Raw genomic sequence first — 17,553 nt, forward strand, 5'->3', positions numbered from 1 at the left:
CGCCATTCATGGCGACCGAAAACCGCATCGAACAACGTAGGGGCGCCATTCATGGCGACCGAAAACCGCATCGAACAACGTAGGGGCGCCATTCATGGCGCCCGAAAACCGCATCGAACAACGTAGGGGCGCCATTCATGGCGCCCGAAACGCACTTAAGTGACAAGCCTTACGCCATTTGCGGCCCTAGTTTTAGGGACGCTCAATCGTCACAGCCACGCCCATTCCGCCGCCGACGCACAGCGTGGCCAAACCGCGCTGCTGCTGGCGTTGCTCTAGCGCATGCAGCAACGTGACAAGAATGCGGCAACCGGATGCGCCAATCGGATGGCCGAGGGCAATCGCTCCACCATTGACGTTGACGCGCTCTGGCAGCCAGTTCAGTGCTTTACCCACCGCCAGCGCCTGTGCCGCAAAGGCTTCATTGGCCTCAATCAGATCTAACTGCTCCAGCGTCCAACCTGCTTGTTTAAGTGCTTTTTGTGTGGCGGCCACCGGACCAATCCCCATCACGGCAGGATCGACGCCTGCAATGCCGCACCCCGTCAGACGTGCCAGCACCGGCAACCCTAAGGTTGCTGCACGCTGTGCTGACATCAACATCACCGCTGCCGCGCCATCGTTGAGACTGGACGCATTGCCTGCGGTCACGCTACCGTCCTTTTTGAACGCAGGATGCAAACGTGCCAACCGCTCTGCTGAGCTATCCGCACGTGGCTGCTCATCCTCGCTTATCAGTACCGGGTCCCCTTTCGCCTGAGGCACCTCGATCGCGGTAATCTCTGCACCGAAACATCCCTGCTGTTGCGCTGTTACTGCCTTCTGTTGCGATAACAACGCAAACGCGTCCTGCTCTGCACGGGTAATCTGATATTGGTCGGCAAGATTCTCTGCGGTTATCCCCATGTGGTAATCGTTAAAGGCATCCCACAGCCCATCGTGAATCACACTGTCAACCAGCTGGCTATGTCCGAGACGGCAGCCACCGCGCGCGTCAGGCAGCAAATAGGGCGACTGACTCATACTCTCTTGACCACCGGCAATGACGATTTCAGCCGCACCGCTCTGAATCGCCTGCGCAGCCTGAATCACCGCTTTAAGTCCCGAACCACACACCATATTCAGCGTGCTGGCTGGAACGCTATAAGGCACACCGGCGGCCACCGCGGCCTGACGAGCCGGATTCTGCCCACACCCTGCGGTCAAGACTTGCCCCATGATCACTTCATCAACCTGAGCGGGATCGACTTGGGTCTGCGCTAGCAGCGCGGCAATCACGCGTTGACCTAACTCAACAGCTGACAGAGAAGCCAGCGCACCATGAAAGCGCCCAATCGGCGTTCGGGTCGCGGCAACAATCACGCATTCGTTCATGGCGCCTCCTGAACTTGCGGGGTCAACACCATTTCGCGCACATCATCTGCCACGCGTAACGCTCCGGCGGTCTTGGCACGAATATCCTCGATGCTGACACCGGGCGCGTATTCACGCAGGACAAAGGTGTCATCCTCAATTTCCAGCCAGGCGAGTTCGGTGATCACACGGCGAATACAACCTGCGCCCGTGAGTGGCAAGGTACATCTTGTTAGCAGTTTCGATACACCCTGCTTGGAGGCGTGCGTCATCATCACGATGATGTTCTCGGCACCCGCTACCAGATCCATTGCGCCGCCCATCCCTTTGACCATCTTGCCGGGGATCATCCACGAGGCGATGTTGCCTTGGGTATCCACCTCCAGCGCGCCCAGCACCGTGAGATCGACGTGACCACCGCGAATCATGGCGAAAGATTGGGCAGAGTCGAAAATCGCCGCGCCTTTTCTTGCCGTCACCGTCTGCTTGCCCGCGTTGATCATGTCAGCGTCCAACTCCGCTTCGGTCGGAAAAGCCCCCATGCCGAGCAGCCCGTTTTCTGACTGCATCATCACGTCCATGCCGGACGGAACGTAATTGGCGACCAGAGTCGGCATGCCAATGCCAAGGTTGACGTAATCACCGTCACGCAGCTCTTGCGCCACGCGCTGTGCCATCTGTTCACGCGTCAACATGCGCGCCTCCCGCTCTTAAGGTGCGTTGTTCAATGCGTTTCTCGAAACTGCCCTGAATTAAGCGGTCAACATAGATACCCGGCGTATGAATCGCTGCGGGGTCCAGCTCACCGGGTGCCACGATCTCCTCCACTTCCACCACGGTGACGCGTGCGGCCATCGCCATCAGCGGGTTAAAGTTTTGTGCCGTGTGGCGATAAATCACATTGCCGTACCAATCGGCCTTCCAGCCTTTGACGATGGCAAAGTCACCGCGAATGGCCTGCTCCAGAATGTAATGACGCCCATCGAATACCCTGACTTCCTTACCCTCTGCCACGGGCGTGCCATACCCCGTCGCGGTGTAAAATGCCGGAATACCTGCACCGCCCGCACGCACTTTTTCTGCCAGCGTGCCTTGTGGCGTCAGAATCACCTCCAGCTCTCCACTCAGCATCTGTTGCTCGAACAGGGCGTTCTCACCGACGTAGGAGGCGATCATGGTTTTGATTTGCTGATTCTCCAGCAGCAAACCCAAGCCAAACCCATCCACGCCGCAATTGTTGGAGACCACCTTCAGCCCTTTGGTCCCTTGTTGCCGAATCTGGGCGATCAAATTTTCCGGGATGCCGCACAGGCCAAACCCCCCTGCCAGCACGGTCATGTTGTCTTCTAAACCAGCCAGCGCCTGCGGGTAACTGGTGACGCGTTTATCTAAACCTGCCATTGCCGTGCTTCTCCTCAATTCACCGGATAAGCCATCCTCGCGTCACAAAAATGATTTGTTAATTTTGTTTTTCTGCGCCTTTCATTTACTTTTTTTATTAATGAATGATTAATCGTTGTTTTACATAAAGTTAACAAATTAAAAAATGAAAATGACTATCAAGCAGTTACGCGCATTTTTAGCGGTTGCTCACACTTTGAATTTTGCCCAAGCCAGCGAGCGACTGGCGATCTCGCAGCCTGCATTGAGTCTGGCGATACGCGGATTAGAAGAAGCGCTGGGCGGCTCACTATTGATGCGAACCACTCGGCATGTCTCACTCACGCCAGAAGGCGAGATCTTTTTCCCCCTGGCACGGCGGCTACTGGCCGACTGGGAAAATGCCGAAGAGGCCATGCATCTGCGTTTCACACTGCAATTGGGCAAGGTTTCAATTGCAGCCATGCCCTCTTTCGCCGGTAACCTGTTGCCCGCGGTGTTGAAAGCCTTCCGCCAGCGCTACCCCGGGGTCAATATCGCTGTGCATGATGTGATCAATGAAACGGTGCTGGAGATGGTGCAAGAAGGTCGCGTGGAGATGGGCGTCGCGTTCGAGCCTGAGCTGGCCGATGCATTGCATTTCACCCCGTTAGGGAGTGATCGCTTTGTGGCGGTGGTGCCTGCAGAGAGCCCTTTGGCGCAAAAGTCGCAGTTAAGTTGGCGTGATTTACTGCATCTCGATTTTATTACGCTACAGCGCCCTTCTGCTGTGCGTCTGCTGCTGGAGCAGTCGTTGGCCCAGGCTGGGCGGCGCTTAGATGTCGCTTATGAGAGCCATCAGTTAGTCACCGTAGGGAAAATGGTGGCCAGCGGTTTAGGGGCCAGCGCAGTGCCTGCGCTCTGTATCCAGCAGATGCGTGAATTGGGCGCAGTCTGTGTGCCCTTGGTATCGCCGATGATTGAGCGACGCGTGGGGATATTAAGATTAAAACAACATCAGTTGTCACATGCCGCGGCAGCGTTGGCACAAACCATGAGTGAGCAATGCCGTTGGCCGGACTTGTAAAGGTGTTTGTGTAAAGCCAACCTAAACCAACCCGCATTTTCCTCATTTCCTGTCGGCGCTTTCCGGCGCCATGTGGGATTAAATCACCCTAAAACATGAACAAACTGCATAGGCACTGAATGATAAATTGGTGAAAGATCATCGCTTAGTAAAATTATTCATCAGCACTTTTCAAAACTTTGATTAATCCCACCAATATAAATTCGCCTAAAAATAAATTAGAAAGATCACCTCATTTTTTGCCGGACACTTTAGGATCAAAATAACAATAACGTAAATGTAAGAATAATCCTAACGACGCCAATTTAATCCGCAATTGTATCGAGAATCATCTAAACCTTAGTGCTGTAGAGATACTGAATGATAATCCTGAAGCATTATCAATTTTGTTTAATAAGCACGTTATCAATAACAGTGAGAAATAAATATTATTAGCTTGAAGATGATATCCATTAGTCTAAAACACAGAAACATTTAGCAATTAGTGCTATAAAAAAATTGATCTTAGTGCGCCATTTTAAAAATTAATCCTGGTGAATTTAGAAAAATCCTAACTCGTTTGAGGTATTCAGAGAAAAACTGCGCTTCAAGTTGAGAAAAGACAAAGAAATTCCATTTTATTCTCACCTGTAGAACTTAAGACTATTCTGAGCAAAGAAAAAACGTCATTTTCTTAACTCATTGAATAAAAACAACTATCCTGCCAGGATATCCGCAGCTCTTGATGGAGCGGATGAGTTAGCTATGAGAAACACAACCAAAGAGGACATACGCTGTGTCAGTTGCAAATATGGCTGCCAGCTAACAGATCGGAACAACGATATTCTTAACCGATGCCCAATTCAAAAAATCGCAGTCTGGCCAGACAGTAATCACTATCTGACCCGGGGCGTATTGTCATTGGTAGCAGGTCGCTATGAAAGTGTTTTTTGCCGCGGCTGTATATTCGTTGATTTTTCGATCTACAACATACGTTATTTAACCAATAAGCACTGGATTGATTATCTCAAATCGACCGGCTTAACCATCGTTTTGATTTGCGATCGTGCCTTAGCCGCATTAGCCGCGCACTGGATGAAGAGAGAGGGAATCCACTCTGTTATTTATTGCGAGGAACAGCTGGTCGATATTAAGAGAACCATCAACAGTACTTATTATGGTTTAAAAGGAGGTGCAAAGCGGAGGGTCAATGCGCTCTCCAGTGAAGAGGTAGCCTTTCTGGATTTAGCGCTCAAAGGCAACTCACTCTCTTCCATTTCGTTAGCCATGAACCATGACATAAAAAAGATTTACAACATGAAAGATTCAATTCGTAGAAAAACCGGTACCAGCCTTAATCAGCTGCTCTCGGGTCACTAAGTAAAAAGGATTACACGATGATGACTCAAACACATAAAACTCTATTAACGCTGGTGATCTCCAGCACCCTGTTCTCCACTGCTGCGTTCGCCGCGTCGGACAACACCATTAACTTCCAGGGTGAAGTATCAGATGAGACCTGTTCGATCTCAGTGAATGGCAATGCAGCATCCCCGGTTGTGTTGATGCCAACCGTCAGCAAAGCCGATCTTGCGGCGAGTGGTGATACAGCAGGACAAACGGCTTTCACTGTCGGACTGTCCGGTTGCACCGGTGATACTACTGCCTCCACAAAAATCTCAACCGTGTTTGTCGGGAACAACGTGACGGCCAATGGCAACCTTGCCAACTCCGGTACGGCGACCAACGTTGAGGTGCAATTGGTGGACAGCAAAGACGCGGTGATTAACCTGACCGGCGGTTATACCGGCAGCGGTGACTTGACGCTGGCCGCAGGTGAAACGGAATCCTCAGCCACCTACAACGCGCAATATTACGCCAACGGCGTGGCCACCGCCGGTACGGTTGAGGCTTCACTGCAATACGCCGTCACCTACCAGTAATAACGAACCCGTGTGGCTCGTTTCCTTGGGGCCACACGGAATGACATGAGATTGTTTGTATGTTTTTACGTAAGGCCTTGTCTTGTTTATTACTGAGTACAGTGCTGACTTCAGCGCAGGCCAGCGTGACGCTGCTGGGGAGCCGAATTATTTATCCAGGTGCGGCTAGCTCGATCGATATTCAATTTAAAAATGGCGACAACATTCCTTATATCATCCAGGCCTGGTTTGATGACGGGGATATTGATGCCAAACCACAGCAAATAAACCGAGTGCCTTTTATTATCACACCGCCGGTATTTCGTATTCAGCCTAAAGCAGGACAAGTTGCCCGCGTCATGTTTAGCTCATCGCGTCCGCTGCCTCAGGATAAGGAATCCGTGTTCTGGTTTAACATGCTGCAAATCCCACCGGCAGGACAGGCTTCTGCAGCTAAGCAGAATGCGATGACCGTGATGTTGCGTAATCGCATCAAGCTGTTCTATCGCCCGGCCGTCATTGGAAAACCCGGCAATATTCTGCAGGGTATTAAAGTCCGTAGCCTGTTCGATGAGCGCCACGGGAGCGGAATCGAGATCGAGAATGTGCAGCCGTGGTTTGCTTCACTCGTTGCCGCCACCCTGCAGGTAGCGAATAAAACTTACCGCTGTGAACCCGAGATGGTAGCCCCATTCTCTCAGCAGACCTGTTGGTTTCCCAATCATAAACAGCGCTTACAGGGTGTAGGCACCGTGCGTCTCGACGCCATTAACGACCAGGGAGCAAGAATAAGTGAAAGTTACCCCATCCACTCCCAGTGAATTGAAACTGCCCTTATTCTTCCTGACTGTTTCATTCTATTTTTCTTCACCTGCACACAGCGATGAATTTTATTTTGATTCGTCGCTGTTTAAAGGATCGGCATTTGGTCAAAACATCGAACAATTTAATCATGGAAATTTACCTGCCGGAGAATATCTGGTTGATGTCTATTTAAATAACCAGTTGGTCTCTTCTGGCGTGAAGCTCAATTTTTTACCCTCTGCCGTGGGTCAGCCAGCAGAGCCGTGTTTACCGCTCGCGCTGGTCAACATGATGCAAATTAAACATAGCACCGACAACGTGGCTTCAACGCGCTGTTCGCCACTGGCAGCCTGGACGCCACAGGGCAACTGGGAGTTTGATTCCGCCGCTTTACGTTTAAACATCACGCTGCCAATGTCTGCGCTCAACCGCACGCCCAGAGGATACATCCCACCTGAACAGTGGGATCAAGGCATGACCGCGTGTTTTTGCGCCATAACACCAACTACACCTGGACGGAAAACAGCGCGGCGGGCTATCGCTATCAGTACTTATGGAGTGGTATCACTGCTGGCACCAACCTCGCTAACTGGCAACTGCGCCATCAGGGAAATCTACGCTATCTCAGCAGCAGCCTGGGCGGCAGCAGCTATCGCTACAACACGGTGAGAACCTGGGTACAGAGGCCGATAGAAGCGATCAATAGTCAGGTCGCCCTTGGCGATGGTTATACCGAAAGCTCGCTCTTCGGCAGTTTAGCCTTCAACGGCATCAAACTCTCCTCCGATGAACGTATGCGGCCGCAAGGACGTCGTGGCTATGCGCCAGAGATTCACGGGATTGCCTCCTCGAACGCACGGGTGGTAGTGAAACAACTCAACCGCGTGGTGTATGAAACCGTGGTGCCACCGGGTCCCTTTGTCATAGACGATCTCTACAACACCCGCAGTCAGGGTGACTTTGAGGTCGAGGTGATCGAAGCCAACGGCAAGAACGCCATCTTCACGGTGCCCTACGCGTCCGTGCCGGACTCCGTTCGACCGGGCAACTGGCACTACTCACTGGCCTTAGGACGGGTACGTCAATATTACGCGGTCAATAACCACTTCTTTGAGGGTGTGTTACAGCACGGCATCAGCAATAGCCTAACGGCAACCGCGGGCTCCCGATTGGCTGAAGATTATCAGGCGTGGTTGCTGGGTGGCGTCTGGGCAACGGACGTGGGCGCGTTAGGCGTCAATACCACTTTCTCTCAGGCAAAAGTCGAGAATGATCAACGAACCTCGGGCTGGCGCGCAGAGCTGAGCTACAGCAAAACCTTCGAAACGGGCACCAATCTCGTGTTAGCGGCTTATCGCTATTCCACCCGTGGCTTTCGCGATCTTGAAGATGTGTTGGGTATGCGACGCCAGCAACAGGCAGGGATCCGCTACTACTCGGATTCGCTCAACCAACGTAACCGCCTCTCCGCCACCTTGAGCCAATCAATGGATGAATATGGTTTGGTCAGTCTGAGCGCCAGCACCGCTGATTATTACAACAACCAATCACGTATCACGCAGTTGCAACTCGGCTATACCAACAGCTGGCGGGGCATCAGTTACGGCGTTAACGTGGCGCGCCAGCGTACTTACTGGAACACCAGTCGATACGATCTGAGTGTTAATGATGACCAGGACAGCAGCCGTCAGCAGAAGTACACCGAAAACACGGTGTCATTCAATATCTCACTGCCGCTGAACTGGGGCTCAGGTTTCTCATCGGTTGCTTACAACTACAACCAGTCTAAACAGAGCCGTTCGTCGACGGTTTCCCTCACGGGTTCGGCTGGCGACCAGCGTGATTTCTCTTATTCGCTGTATGGCGGCACCGAGCATTACCGCAATGGTGCCAGCGGAGAAGCCAGCTCATTTGGCGGTAACCTACAACAAAACACCCGCTTCGGCGCGGTGCGCGCCAACTACGGCCAAGGGAATAACTATCGCCAGGTGGGTTTAGGCACGTCTGGCACGTTACTGCTGCATCGCGGTGGATTGACCGCAGGGCCCTACACCAGCGAAACCTTCGCCCTGATTCATGCTGAAGGCGCCCAAGGCGCTGTGGTTCAGAATGGACAAGGTGCCGTGATCGATAGCAACGGCTATGGGTTGCTGCCGTCACTGACGCCCTACCGCGAGAACACCGTGAGTCTCGACACCCTGAATATGCGCGCCGATGCCGAGTTGAGCGGAGGAAGCCAGCGCGTTGTGCCTTACGCCGGTGCGGTGAGCAAAGTGAGTTTCTCCACCCTCCGCGGTAACGCGGTGCTGATCTCATTAAACACTAACCTGGGCTTGCCGCCCCCCATGGGTGCAGAAGTCCGAGATGCGGCCGGTACAGTGATAGGTGTGGTAGGCCAAGGCAGCCAACTGTATGCCCGTGTGCCGCACGACTCTGGCACATTAAAAGTAAGTTGGGACGGCAACACAAACCACTGCTTAGTGGATTATCAAATAACCGGAAAAACGCAACAGGCGCTGATCCTTCTCGATGGTATTTGCAGGAAGTCATAACCCCGTGAACATTAAATACACGCTTTTTGCGCTGCTGCTGCTCCCTCTGACGTTGTGGGCTAACTGCATAAAAGTCACCAGCAGCGCCTCGCTCTCTGCCGCCGCGATTGCGGCGGGCTATTCGGCGTCCTCCTGGACCGGCGCATGCGATACCTGCTCTGGCAACCTGGGCTTGCCTTCGGTGATCAGCATTAACAGCGGCACATCCTTTCAGCCCGCAGGTTCGCTGATTGCCAGTTCGGTAGGATCATTTCTGACTTCAGCCAGCAATGTGGCCTATAGCCCAAACCAGATCCTTTATCGTTGCGCTGTCGCTGATGCCAGCAGCTTGTACGAGATGTACGCCACCAACGGCGACAGCGCTTATGCTGGGATGTATGCCAGTAGTGAAGTCGACGGCGCTTATTATGATGTCGCGAAGAACGTCGCCGTTCGCATGACCAACACCGCGACGGGCGAATATTACAGTCGTTACTGGAAGGCACGTCAGTTCAATGCTGATAGCTGGTATTCCGATGGAACGTATCTTTATATTCCGGCCAGCGCGTTTAGCAACGTGCTGTATGAGATGTTTAAGATCAGTTCGACCAGCTATTTCGCTAACGGCGACAACCGCTACAGGGATACCTGGACACAGCCGCGTGGCTATATCGCCTTTAAAGGTCCCGGTCTGGATACCAACAGTTTGGTGGTGGGCCAGGACAGCGCCAGCTATTGGTACGGCTTTTACGGCAACTGGCCCGCCGCCTGGAGTACCTACAACAATGTCACCTACGTGCGCGGTGCACTGTGCGAGGTACAAAACTACCCGTCGGTGGTGCTGTTACCCACCATCAGTGTCGGCACCCTTACCGGCGGTGGCAGCAGCCAAGCCCCCTTCTCTATCTCTTTGCAGTGTGAAACGGGCGCCAAAGCCAGCACCAGCACCTCAACCAGCAGTTCCGCCAACGTGGCCATGGGATTGCTGGTGAACCAGTCTAATGCCGTCTTACAGGCAACCCAGTTGGGACTCACCACCAGCGGGGGCGGTCTGACCTGGTTACTGGATTCGCGCTACGGCAGCATTGGCGTCGCCTCCGGTGTGGGTATCAAAATCTATGACAGTAATGGCAGCGCGATCAATCTGCTGCCTAATTTGGCCAGCACCGGCACCGGCAATACGCGCGGCTGGTATGCCTACACGGATCTGACCTCGCTGGTGTCATCAGGCACCAGCAATATTTACAGCGGTGATTTTACGGCTTCCCTTGAAGCCTTAAGTGGACAAACAGTGACAGCAGGAACAGTGAATGCGCAGTTGCAAGTTGTGGTTAGTTTTCAGTAGCGCGCTGGCGATAGCCAGCCAGTGTTTCAGCGGAAACGCCTTGGCGGTGGTCAATGTAGATCGCACGCGCATCATTTTCAGTGCCAACCAAACCAGCCAGACGCTGAATGTGAAAAATGGACCGGAGAACCCTACGGTAGTGCAGATTTGGAGTGATGAAGGTGACTTGATGCAATCACCGGATCTCAGCAAAACGCCGGTGTTCGCGATGCCACCGATGATGAGGTTGTCGCCCGATGAACAGCGTTCCATTCGTCTGGTGCTGACGACCCGTCAGTCATTGCCGGAAGACAGAGAAAGTCTTTACTGGCTGAATATTTATCAGATTCCTGCCCTGACTCAGCAAACCGGCAGTGCGGAGCGGAAGATCGTACTGCCGCTGCGTATTCGACTTAAAGTCTTTGTTCGACCTGCCACGCTTAACGCACCCAAACCCGATGACGCACAAAAACTGCGCTTTGTGGTCAAGGGTAATCAACTCCGCGTGGAAAACCCCACGCGCTGGTTTATGAGCTTGCGCTTGCAAATCGCCAATAAGATCCAAGTGAACGATGTGATGGTCGCGCCGCTGACCACGCAATCCATTACGCTCAGCCAACCTGCTCAGCCCAATGAAAAGGTCAGTTACGAGGTGTTTGACGACAATGGCAATCCGGTGAGTTATATCAGTACTACGCGCTCATCGTGAAGGCTGCCGCGCCAACGTTCGGCGCGGCACTCCAGCATTACTCAGTCTTATAGGGGTCTTTGACCTGTGACACAGCCAGTGCGCCAATCAGTAACACCGCTGAAACGGCTAGAAGTGCCCACATAAAGCCACCTGACATTTGCTTAATATAGCCAATCAGTGACGGGCCAAAAAATCCGCCCAAATTACCGACAGAGACAATCACCGCCAAGCCAGCGGCGGCGGCATTCCCGGTGAGAAAACCCGACGGTAGCGCCCAAAATGACGCTTGAAACGCCAGAATCCCACTTACCGTAAAACAAAGTGCCAGCATTTTCAGTACAGGTTCAGTCACTACCGCACTGACTGAAAGCGCGCATGCGGCAATGATCAAGGCACCACTTATCCAGCGAATTCGATGCGGCGACTGATTGGCTCGCTTAGCCCACAGCAGCATACTCAATGCCCCACAGATATAAGGCAGTGCGGTGAGAAAGCCCGTGGCAGTGTGACTGACGCCCATCTGTTTAATTATTTGCGGCATCCACAAGCCAACGCCAATTGATCCCACAATGCCGCAAAAGTTGATCATCGCCAGTAGCCACAACAAAGGATTGCGCATCGCATGTTGCATACTCGCACCATGCTTGGCGGCAATGCGCTGCTGCTCATCGTCCAACCGACGTTGTAACACGCTCTTCTCTTCTGCAGTCAGCCACTTTGCCTTGGCCGGTTTATCATCGAGAAAGAACAAACAGACAATACCGAGGATGACGGCAGGCACACCCTCGATCAATAACAGCCACTGCCAGTTGCGGATATGCTCATGTCCGGTGAGTTGCATCAGCGCCCCCGAAATGGGAGCACCAATAATGTTCGCCACCGGAATACCCACTAAAAACGCAGCAGTGATCTTTGCTCGCCATGTGCCTGGGAACCAATAGGTAAAAAACAGGTAGATGCCCGGTGTAAAGCCAGCCTCAGCCATGCCAAGGCAGAAACGTGCTACCGCAAAACTCATCGGCCCCGTAACAAATGCCGTGGCCATTGAGATCACACCCCACGAGATCATGATGCGCGCAATCCAAATACGTGCGCCGGTTTTCTGCATGATGAGATTACTGGGAATTTCAAACAGGAAATATCCAATGAAGAACATCCCTGCGCCAAAACCAAACTGCTCAGCCGTAATGCCGAGATCGGCGTTCATTCCGAGTGCCGCAAAGCTGACATTGGTTCTGTCGAGATAGCTGATGACATAACAGATAAAAATAAAGGGCAGAATGCGGCGGAATGCTTTGGCGACAGCGCGCTCGCTCTGGTCCATCTCTTGTGCGTTGAGCGTGTTAGATTCGGGCGCAGCTATAGTAGCCGGTGCCGCGTCCGGTAAGGTATGCAGGGTCATAAGAGGCTCCAGAGTGCTCTGCGGCACCTGTTATTGTTGTTGTGAGCTGAACAGCGCGTTCCCGGGGATTGTCATTTCGCAAGTCAATATGGAACCGCTCACCGACTCGGTAATGAACAGCTTGCGTCGATGATGACCGCCATAACAGACATTGGTGGTGGAACGCCCTGCGGGACTGGTGATGATTTGTATAGGTTCCGCCAAAGCATTTAATAACCACAATCGACCCAATCCCGGATTTGCAATCAGCAACTCACCTTCTGCGTTGATGGCCAGCCCATCTGGGCCACTCGGACCATATGAAGTGAAGAATTGGCCGACTTTGCTGACCGAACCATCCTTTTGCAGCGGGACGCGCCAAATACAGTTGCCGCGCGTCATGGCCACATACAGCACACTTTCGTCAGGAGAGAGCACTAAGCCGTTAGGACTTGGACAGTTGTCCAGCAACAGATCGAGGCGCCCATCAACGCCCAATCGATAGACGCGGCCGGTCGGGTCATGCAAACCGGTTTGGCCTTGATCGGTGAAATAGAGATTGCCACAGCGATCAAAAGTGAGATCGTTAACACCTTTGAAACTCTCAGAGTTACGCCGTGTCAGCCAAGGGGTGACGCTTCTGTCAGAGAGTGACAGTTTCATCAGGCCATTTTGGTAATCGGTGATAATCAGCGTGTCATCATCCAGCAATTTCATGCCGTTAGGCTCACCCGCGTACTGAACGATCAACTCCCACTCACCGTTCATATCGACACGGAAGATGCGGCCATAGGGGATATCCGTGACAAACAGACAACCTGAAGGGTGCCAGACGGGTCCTTCAAGAAAAGAGTCTACGGCCTGTCCACCGCGATTCGCCGCAGACCAGGCATTGGCCGGATCGGGATGCCGATAGCGGTCAGGCAACCGAGTAAAAAGCTCAGCTTCTCGGATGACGGGTTGTGTCAACGTGATCACGGTGACACCCCCGCTTCCAAAGGATGCTCTTGCATTGCCTGCAAGATATTCTGCGCCGCAACCGTCCCCATCCGAATATAAGAGGCATCGCTGACTCCCCCAATATGCGGTGAAAGGATGACATTAGGAATGCCCTGCCAACGATGGGGTGCCGCGAGAGGCTCAACACTAAAACTGTCGAGTGCAGCAGCATGCAATGCGCCCGATGTCAGGGCCTCTCCCAACGCCGCTTCGTTAATCAACCCACCTCGCGCGGTGTTGACTAAAATGGCACCGGGTTTGAATTTGGCTAAGGTTTCCGCATTGATCATCTCGTGATTGGATGCGGTAAGTGGGCAGTGCAGTGATACAACATCTGCCTGCGCCAATAAACTCTCCATGTCAGCGACCGCTTCACAAGCTGGAGGTAGTTCTCGCGCATAGGGGTCATAGGCCAGCACTCGCATACCAAAAGCGTTACCTGCACGGGCTACCCGGCTACCAATCGCGCCGAGGCCAATTAACCCTAAAGTACGGCCTTCCAGTTCAACTGACTTATGTGTCGATTTGTCCCAGAACCCGGCTTGCATACGCGCATCCAAGGCAATAACTGATTTGGCGCAGGCCAGGATCAATGCCCAAGTGTGCTCCGCCACGGCGGCGGCGTTGGCCCCAGGAGCAGAGCAGACAAGGATATTGCGGGCCGCTGCCGCCTGCTGGTCGATAACATCAATGCCACTGCCATGCTTGGAGATCACCCGCAGCGCAGGTGCAGCGTCCATCACTGCTGCGGGAATTTTGCCGTAACGCACCAGAATGGCTACCGGATTGTGTTGCTGACAAAGCGCGATCAGTTGCGCTTCTGTGGGTTGCTTACCCGCGAAAACCAGGTGGTAGCCATGCAACATGGCCACCGCTTCTGCAGCCAGATCGCTGCCAGTGATCAGTACAACGGGAGCAGCATTCATCACAGCGACTCCCCCTCGCCCAACATACCGGCTTGGCGCAGCGCTTTCTCTACCCATGAAGGGCGCAAATCACCTGTACGAATAGCGGCAAGACGCTGGGTTTCCCCCTCCAGTTTTTTCTTCGCGAGCGCGATGATGGCCTGTACTTCAGCACGCGGAATCACCACCACACCATCGACATCCCCGACAATGAGGTCACCCGCCTCAATCTGTGCGCCAGCCACTGAAACAGGATGATTGACGCGGCCAGGAATGAGTTTTGTCGGACCACACGGGTTTAAGCCTGCGGCAAAGACCGGATAATTTTGCTTGCTCAGCGTGTCGGCGTCACGCACAGCGCCATCAATGATGATGCCTGCAATGCCCGTCGCTTCAGCCTGCGTCGCCATGATCTCCCCCAGCAAGGCACAACTGAGATCGCCTTTACCGTCCACCACGATGACATCCCCTGGTTGGGCAATGGCCAGCGCCGCATGGATCGCGAGATTGTCGCCGGGGCGGACTTCAACCGTAATGGCCGGGCCTGCCACCTTCATGTGTGATGCCAGTGGTTTGATTCTGCCATGCAACGTGCCTCTGCGACCGGCGACATCCGCCAGTATCGCGGCCTGATATTCCGCTGCCTGCTGTACTTCTTCTGCCGTCACTCGCTGGATGTTGCGCTGAATCATGGTGTTGGTTGGGTTTGTCATGCTTGCTCCTGTTGTTTTACTCTGTAAAACCTATGTGTACAATATAAAACAACTATAGCCAGGCCGATGCATGATTAGCCATAGCCACAACAGGGTTTGTGACGTAAACACGAGGTGACTCACAAAATTTCAGGTACACTCTGTGTCGTTCAAAACAGGAGGAATGCATGGGAAATGAAGGCGTTATTGCGGTGGAAAAGGCGCTTGCGCTGCTTGACTGCTTCCGTCCGGGCGACGATAGCCTGACGCTGACAGCGTTGTCACAGGCGTCCGGATATCATAAAACCACAGTTTATCGCCTGATGAATTCTCTGGAACGCATGAACTATGTGGTGCGCCATGAAAATGGCAGCTATGGATTGGGGCCACGACTGCTTTACTTGGGTAAGCTTTATGAACAATCGTTCCATTTAGCGAGCGTTGTGCAGCCTGAACTGCATCAGTTGGCGCAAGCCACGCATGAAAGTGCCAGTTGGTATGTGATAGAAGGCGGCCAACGTATGTGTCTGTTCCGTGCAGAAGCATCAGAAGGTTTACGCCACAGTCGTTTACCCGGCACTATTTTCCCTTTAGATAACTCGGCCATTAGCCAAGTGCTGCGTTACTGGGGACAAAATGAAGCGCTGTTTAACGCTGATCCGCTGCTGCCCCTCTATACCTCCGGTGCTCGCGATCCCCATACAGCAGCATTTGCCATGCCGGTGTTTGGCGTTAACGATAAATTGACTGCAGCACTGGCGTTAACCGGTCCGGCCTCACGTCTCGTTGAATCACGCCGAGATGAAGGCATTGCACTGCAAATGGGGCAGACCGCTGCTCGGCTCTCCTTGAAGTTAGGGGCGTCCAAACCCTTTTGTACCGTGCAATATGGTGCTGAAGCACTCATTAGCGACATCTAAACCCCATAAAGTGAAACCGGTGCTCAAGGCACCGGTTTTGTTACTTAAGATGTATGGCTAGACATGGCGTTATCCTGCGTTTCACCCCGCGAGAGGCTACGTCCCATAGTCACCACGGCAATCCCACCGGCCAAACATAGTGCAGCCAATGGCAGCAGTGCCAATGTATGACTGCCCGTTTTCTCATTGATAATACCGTACGCGTTCACCATAACGGCACCCCCAATCAGGTTAGCGATGGCACCAATTGCTGCAAGTCCTGCGGCGGCTGAGCCACTGCTCATCCAACCTGCTGCTAATGCCCAAAACGGCCCTTTCATCGAATAAGCACCGACCAAAATCACACTCATGATGATGACGGTTGCAGGCAATGAGAGGCTGACAAAGGCCGCGAAAATTCCACCTGCGATCATGAACAATGTCAACGCCGTATGCCAACGACGCTCACCCGTGCGATCGGAGCTTCGCCCCCACACAATCATCAATACAGATGCCAGACCATAAGGGATGGCATTCAGCAAACCGGTGGTGAGATTGTCTAAATGGAAAGATTTCAGCAATTGCGGAGACCAAACGCTCAAGGTTGTACCCGCCGCTGACGCACCCGAGTAGATCAGTGCCATCAGCCAGATATGTTTGTGCTTAAGCAACTGCCACGTTGAGATGTGACCGATGTTTTTTTGCTGCTGACGCTCCGCTTGTAACGTCTCCACCAGCCACTGCTTTTGCTCTGGATTTAACCAACGTGCCTCGTCAGGGCGATTACTCAAGACAAAATAGGCAGCAATACCCAGCAACACCGCAGGTAAGCCCTCAATAATAAACAGCAAATGCCAACCGCGAAGACCCATCCAACCGTCTAACGTGAGGATCAGACCAGAAAGCGGAGAGCCGATAAAATTCGCTAACGGGATCGCCACCATAAAGGAAGCGATGATTCTTGCGCGATAACGGGCGGGGATCCACCAGGTAAGGTAGAGCACCACGCCAGGAAAGAAGCCCGCCTCTGCTGCACCCAGTAAAAAGCGCAATACATAGAGAGAGGATGACGTCTCAACCAGCGCCATGCACATGGAAACGATACCCCAGCTGATCATGATGCGTGGGATCCACAGTCGTGCCCCCACCTTTTGCATCGCTAGATTGCTGGGCACTTCAAAGAGAAAATACGCCACGAAGTAGAGACTGCTGGCAAAACCAAAAGCGGCCTTACTTAAGCCTAAATCTTCATTCATCTGTAACGCCGCCATACCGATATTGCCGCGATCGATAATGGAGACCAGGTAACTCACCACCAGGAAAGGCAAAATGCGCCAGATCACTCGCCGCATCGTATCGCGCTCCAGCGCCGAAGCGGGAGCATGTTTTAGAGTTTGTTCAGTCATTCTTTCCTCGCAGGATCTGATTATGGTTATCAGGAAAAGACGCCATGTTTTACTGTGTAAAATCAGGTTGTACAATATAAACTATCAGAATCCACACAAAGCCCACACCCTTGGCAACAGGGATGCGGCGCGAATCACAGAATTCTATGAGGTATAAGATTGAATTGTGATCAAAGGCGAGAGTTTAAAACGAAAAAACCTGCTTCAGCTCATAAAGAGTG

15 protein-coding genes and 1 pseudogene are annotated in these 17,553 nt (G+C 52.9%); 8 read left to right on the top strand and 8 right to left on the bottom strand.

From position 1 onward, the window contains the following. Window positions 1-192 precede the first annotated feature (192 nt). Genes HA51_RS19810 through HA51_RS19820 form a run of 3 tightly spaced genes read right to left on the bottom strand, consistent with a single transcriptional unit; the run spans window position 193 to window position 2,754 of the window. Window positions 193-1,374 carry an acetyl-CoA C-acetyltransferase gene (locus HA51_RS19810; RefSeq protein WP_084936297.1) on the bottom strand — a complete coding sequence of 394 codons (1,182 nt, stop codon included), beginning with the start codon at window positions 1,372-1,374 and terminating at the stop codon, window positions 193-195. Then, window positions 1,371-2,048: a CoA transferase subunit B gene (locus tag HA51_RS19815; RefSeq protein WP_084936298.1), complete on the bottom strand. Its 678-nt coding sequence runs from the start codon at window positions 2,046-2,048 to the stop codon at window positions 1,371-1,373. The genes HA51_RS19810 and HA51_RS19815 overlap by 4 nt, the downstream gene beginning before the upstream one ends. Then, window positions 2,035-2,754, bottom strand: coding sequence for a CoA transferase subunit A (locus tag HA51_RS19820; RefSeq protein ID WP_084936299.1), 720 nt, complete (start codon window positions 2,752-2,754; stop codon window positions 2,035-2,037). Before HA51_RS19820 ends, HA51_RS19815 begins: the two co-directional genes overlap by 14 nt. Before the next feature lie 145 nt (window positions 2,755-2,899). On the opposite strand from HA51_RS19820, the gene HA51_RS19825 reads away from it, so the two are divergent. From HA51_RS19825 to HA51_RS19855, 7 genes and pseudogenes are all read left to right on the top strand, one after another. Next, the gene (locus HA51_RS19825; protein WP_084936300.1) at window positions 2,900-3,799 is read left to right on the top strand and encodes a LysR family transcriptional regulator; all 900 of its coding nucleotides are present in this window, start codon (window positions 2,900-2,902) and stop codon (window positions 3,797-3,799) included. A gap of 744 nt (window positions 3,800-4,543) precedes the next feature. Further along, window positions 4,544-5,158: a LuxR family transcriptional regulator gene (locus HA51_RS27575; RefSeq protein ID WP_245840241.1), complete on the top strand. Its 615-nt coding sequence runs from the start codon at window positions 4,544-4,546 to the stop codon at window positions 5,156-5,158. Window positions 5,159-5,175: 17 nt separating this feature from the next. Next, entirely contained in the window at window positions 5,176-5,721 is a 546-nt protein-coding gene (locus HA51_RS19835; protein WP_084936301.1) for a fimbrial protein, read from the top strand. Window positions 5,722-5,780: 59 nt separating this feature from the next. Continuing rightward, window positions 5,781-6,521 carry a fimbria/pilus periplasmic chaperone gene (locus HA51_RS19840; RefSeq protein ID WP_084936302.1) on the top strand — a complete coding sequence of 247 codons (741 nt, stop codon included), beginning with the start codon at window positions 5,781-5,783 and terminating at the stop codon, window positions 6,519-6,521. Window position 6,522: 1 nt separating this feature from the next. Then, window positions 6,523-9,056: pseudogene (locus HA51_RS19845) on the top strand (fimbrial outer membrane usher protein). A gap of 4 nt (window positions 9,057-9,060) precedes the next feature. Then, window positions 9,061-10,380, top strand: a complete 1,320-nt coding sequence (gene stbD / locus HA51_RS19850) for a fimbrial usher protein StbD (RefSeq protein ID WP_245840242.1) — start codon at window positions 9,061-9,063, stop codon at window positions 10,378-10,380. Continuing rightward, window positions 10,346-11,068, top strand: coding sequence for a fimbrial assembly chaperone (locus HA51_RS19855; protein WP_084936304.1), 723 nt, complete (start codon window positions 10,346-10,348; stop codon window positions 11,066-11,068). Before stbD ends, HA51_RS19855 begins: the two co-directional genes overlap by 35 nt. A 37-nt stretch (window positions 11,069-11,105) precedes the next feature. Here HA51_RS19855 and HA51_RS19860 read toward each other — a convergent pair whose 3' ends face one another. The 4 genes from HA51_RS19860 to HA51_RS19875 form a co-directional block, all read right to left on the bottom strand. Then, window positions 11,106-12,374: an MFS transporter gene (locus HA51_RS19860; RefSeq protein WP_425435771.1), complete on the bottom strand. Its 1,269-nt coding sequence runs from the start codon at window positions 12,372-12,374 to the stop codon at window positions 11,106-11,108. 108 nt (window positions 12,375-12,482) lie between these two features. Further along, window positions 12,483-13,409 (bottom strand): SMP-30/gluconolactonase/LRE family protein, encoded by a 927-nt coding sequence (locus tag HA51_RS19865; protein ID WP_084936306.1) that lies wholly within the window; start codon window positions 13,407-13,409, stop codon window positions 12,483-12,485. Then, the gene (locus HA51_RS19870) at window positions 13,406-14,356 is read right to left on the bottom strand and encodes a hydroxyacid dehydrogenase (protein ID WP_084936307.1); all 951 of its coding nucleotides are present in this window, start codon (window positions 14,354-14,356) and stop codon (window positions 13,406-13,408) included. The genes HA51_RS19865 and HA51_RS19870 overlap by 4 nt, the downstream gene beginning before the upstream one ends. Then, complete coding sequence (locus tag HA51_RS19875; RefSeq protein WP_084936308.1) at window positions 14,356-15,048, bottom strand: RraA family protein; 693 nt, start codon at window positions 15,046-15,048, stop codon at window positions 14,356-14,358. Before HA51_RS19875 ends, HA51_RS19870 begins: the two co-directional genes overlap by 1 nt. Window positions 15,049-15,215: 167 nt before the next feature. On the opposite strand from HA51_RS19875, the gene HA51_RS19880 reads away from it, so the two are divergent. After that, a complete protein-coding gene (locus HA51_RS19880; RefSeq protein ID WP_084936309.1) occupies window positions 15,216-15,947 on the top strand; it encodes an IclR family transcriptional regulator in 732 nt (243 codons plus the stop codon). A 44-nt stretch (window positions 15,948-15,991) separates the two neighbouring features. Here the strand turns inward: HA51_RS19880 and HA51_RS19885 are convergent, their stop codons facing one another. Next, complete coding sequence (locus HA51_RS19885) at window positions 15,992-17,332, bottom strand: MFS transporter (RefSeq protein ID WP_084936310.1); 1,341 nt, start codon at window positions 17,330-17,332, stop codon at window positions 15,992-15,994. Window positions 17,333-17,553 lie beyond the last annotated feature (221 nt).

The sequence above is a fragment of the Pantoea rwandensis genome, from assembly GCF_002095475.1.
GTDB classification, from domain to species: domain Bacteria; phylum Pseudomonadota; class Gammaproteobacteria; order Enterobacterales; family Enterobacteriaceae; genus Pantoea; species Pantoea rwandensis.

Bases quoted from the DNA above. Each gene is read 5' to 3' on its own strand.
- HA51_RS19810 (WP_084936297.1), bottom strand. From the start codon at position 1,374: ATGAACGAATGCGTGATTGTTGCCGCGACCCGAACGCCGATTGGGCGC.
- HA51_RS19815 (WP_084936298.1), bottom strand. From the start codon at position 2,048: ATGTTGACGCGTGAACAGATGGCACAGCGCGTGGCGCAAGAGCTGCGT.
- HA51_RS19820 (WP_084936299.1), bottom strand. From the start codon at position 2,754: ATGGCAGGTTTAGATAAACGCGTCACCAGTTACCCGCAGGCGCTGGCT.
- HA51_RS19825 (WP_084936300.1), top strand. From the start codon at position 2,900: ATGAAAATGACTATCAAGCAGTTACGCGCATTTTTAGCGGTTGCTCAC.
- HA51_RS27575 (WP_245840241.1), top strand. From the start codon at position 4,544: ATGAGAAACACAACCAAAGAGGACATACGCTGTGTCAGTTGCAAATAT.
- HA51_RS19835 (WP_084936301.1), top strand. From the start codon at position 5,176: ATGATGACTCAAACACATAAAACTCTATTAACGCTGGTGATCTCCAGC.
- HA51_RS19840 (WP_084936302.1), top strand. From the start codon at position 5,781: ATGTTTTTACGTAAGGCCTTGTCTTGTTTATTACTGAGTACAGTGCTG.
- HA51_RS19855 (WP_084936304.1), top strand. From the start codon at position 10,346: ATGCGCAGTTGCAAGTTGTGGTTAGTTTTCAGTAGCGCGCTGGCGATA.
- HA51_RS19860 (WP_425435771.1), bottom strand. From the start codon at position 12,374: ATGGACCAGAGCGAGCGCGCTGTCGCCAAAGCATTCCGCCGCATTCTG.
- HA51_RS19870 (WP_084936307.1), bottom strand. From the start codon at position 14,356: ATGAATGCTGCTCCCGTTGTACTGATCACTGGCAGCGATCTGGCTGCA.
- HA51_RS19875 (WP_084936308.1), bottom strand. From the start codon at position 15,048: ATGACAAACCCAACCAACACCATGATTCAGCGCAACATCCAGCGAGTG.
- HA51_RS19880 (WP_084936309.1), top strand. From the start codon at position 15,216: ATGGGAAATGAAGGCGTTATTGCGGTGGAAAAGGCGCTTGCGCTGCTT.
- HA51_RS19885 (WP_084936310.1), bottom strand. From the start codon at position 17,332: ATGACTGAACAAACTCTAAAACATGCTCCCGCTTCGGCGCTGGAGCGC.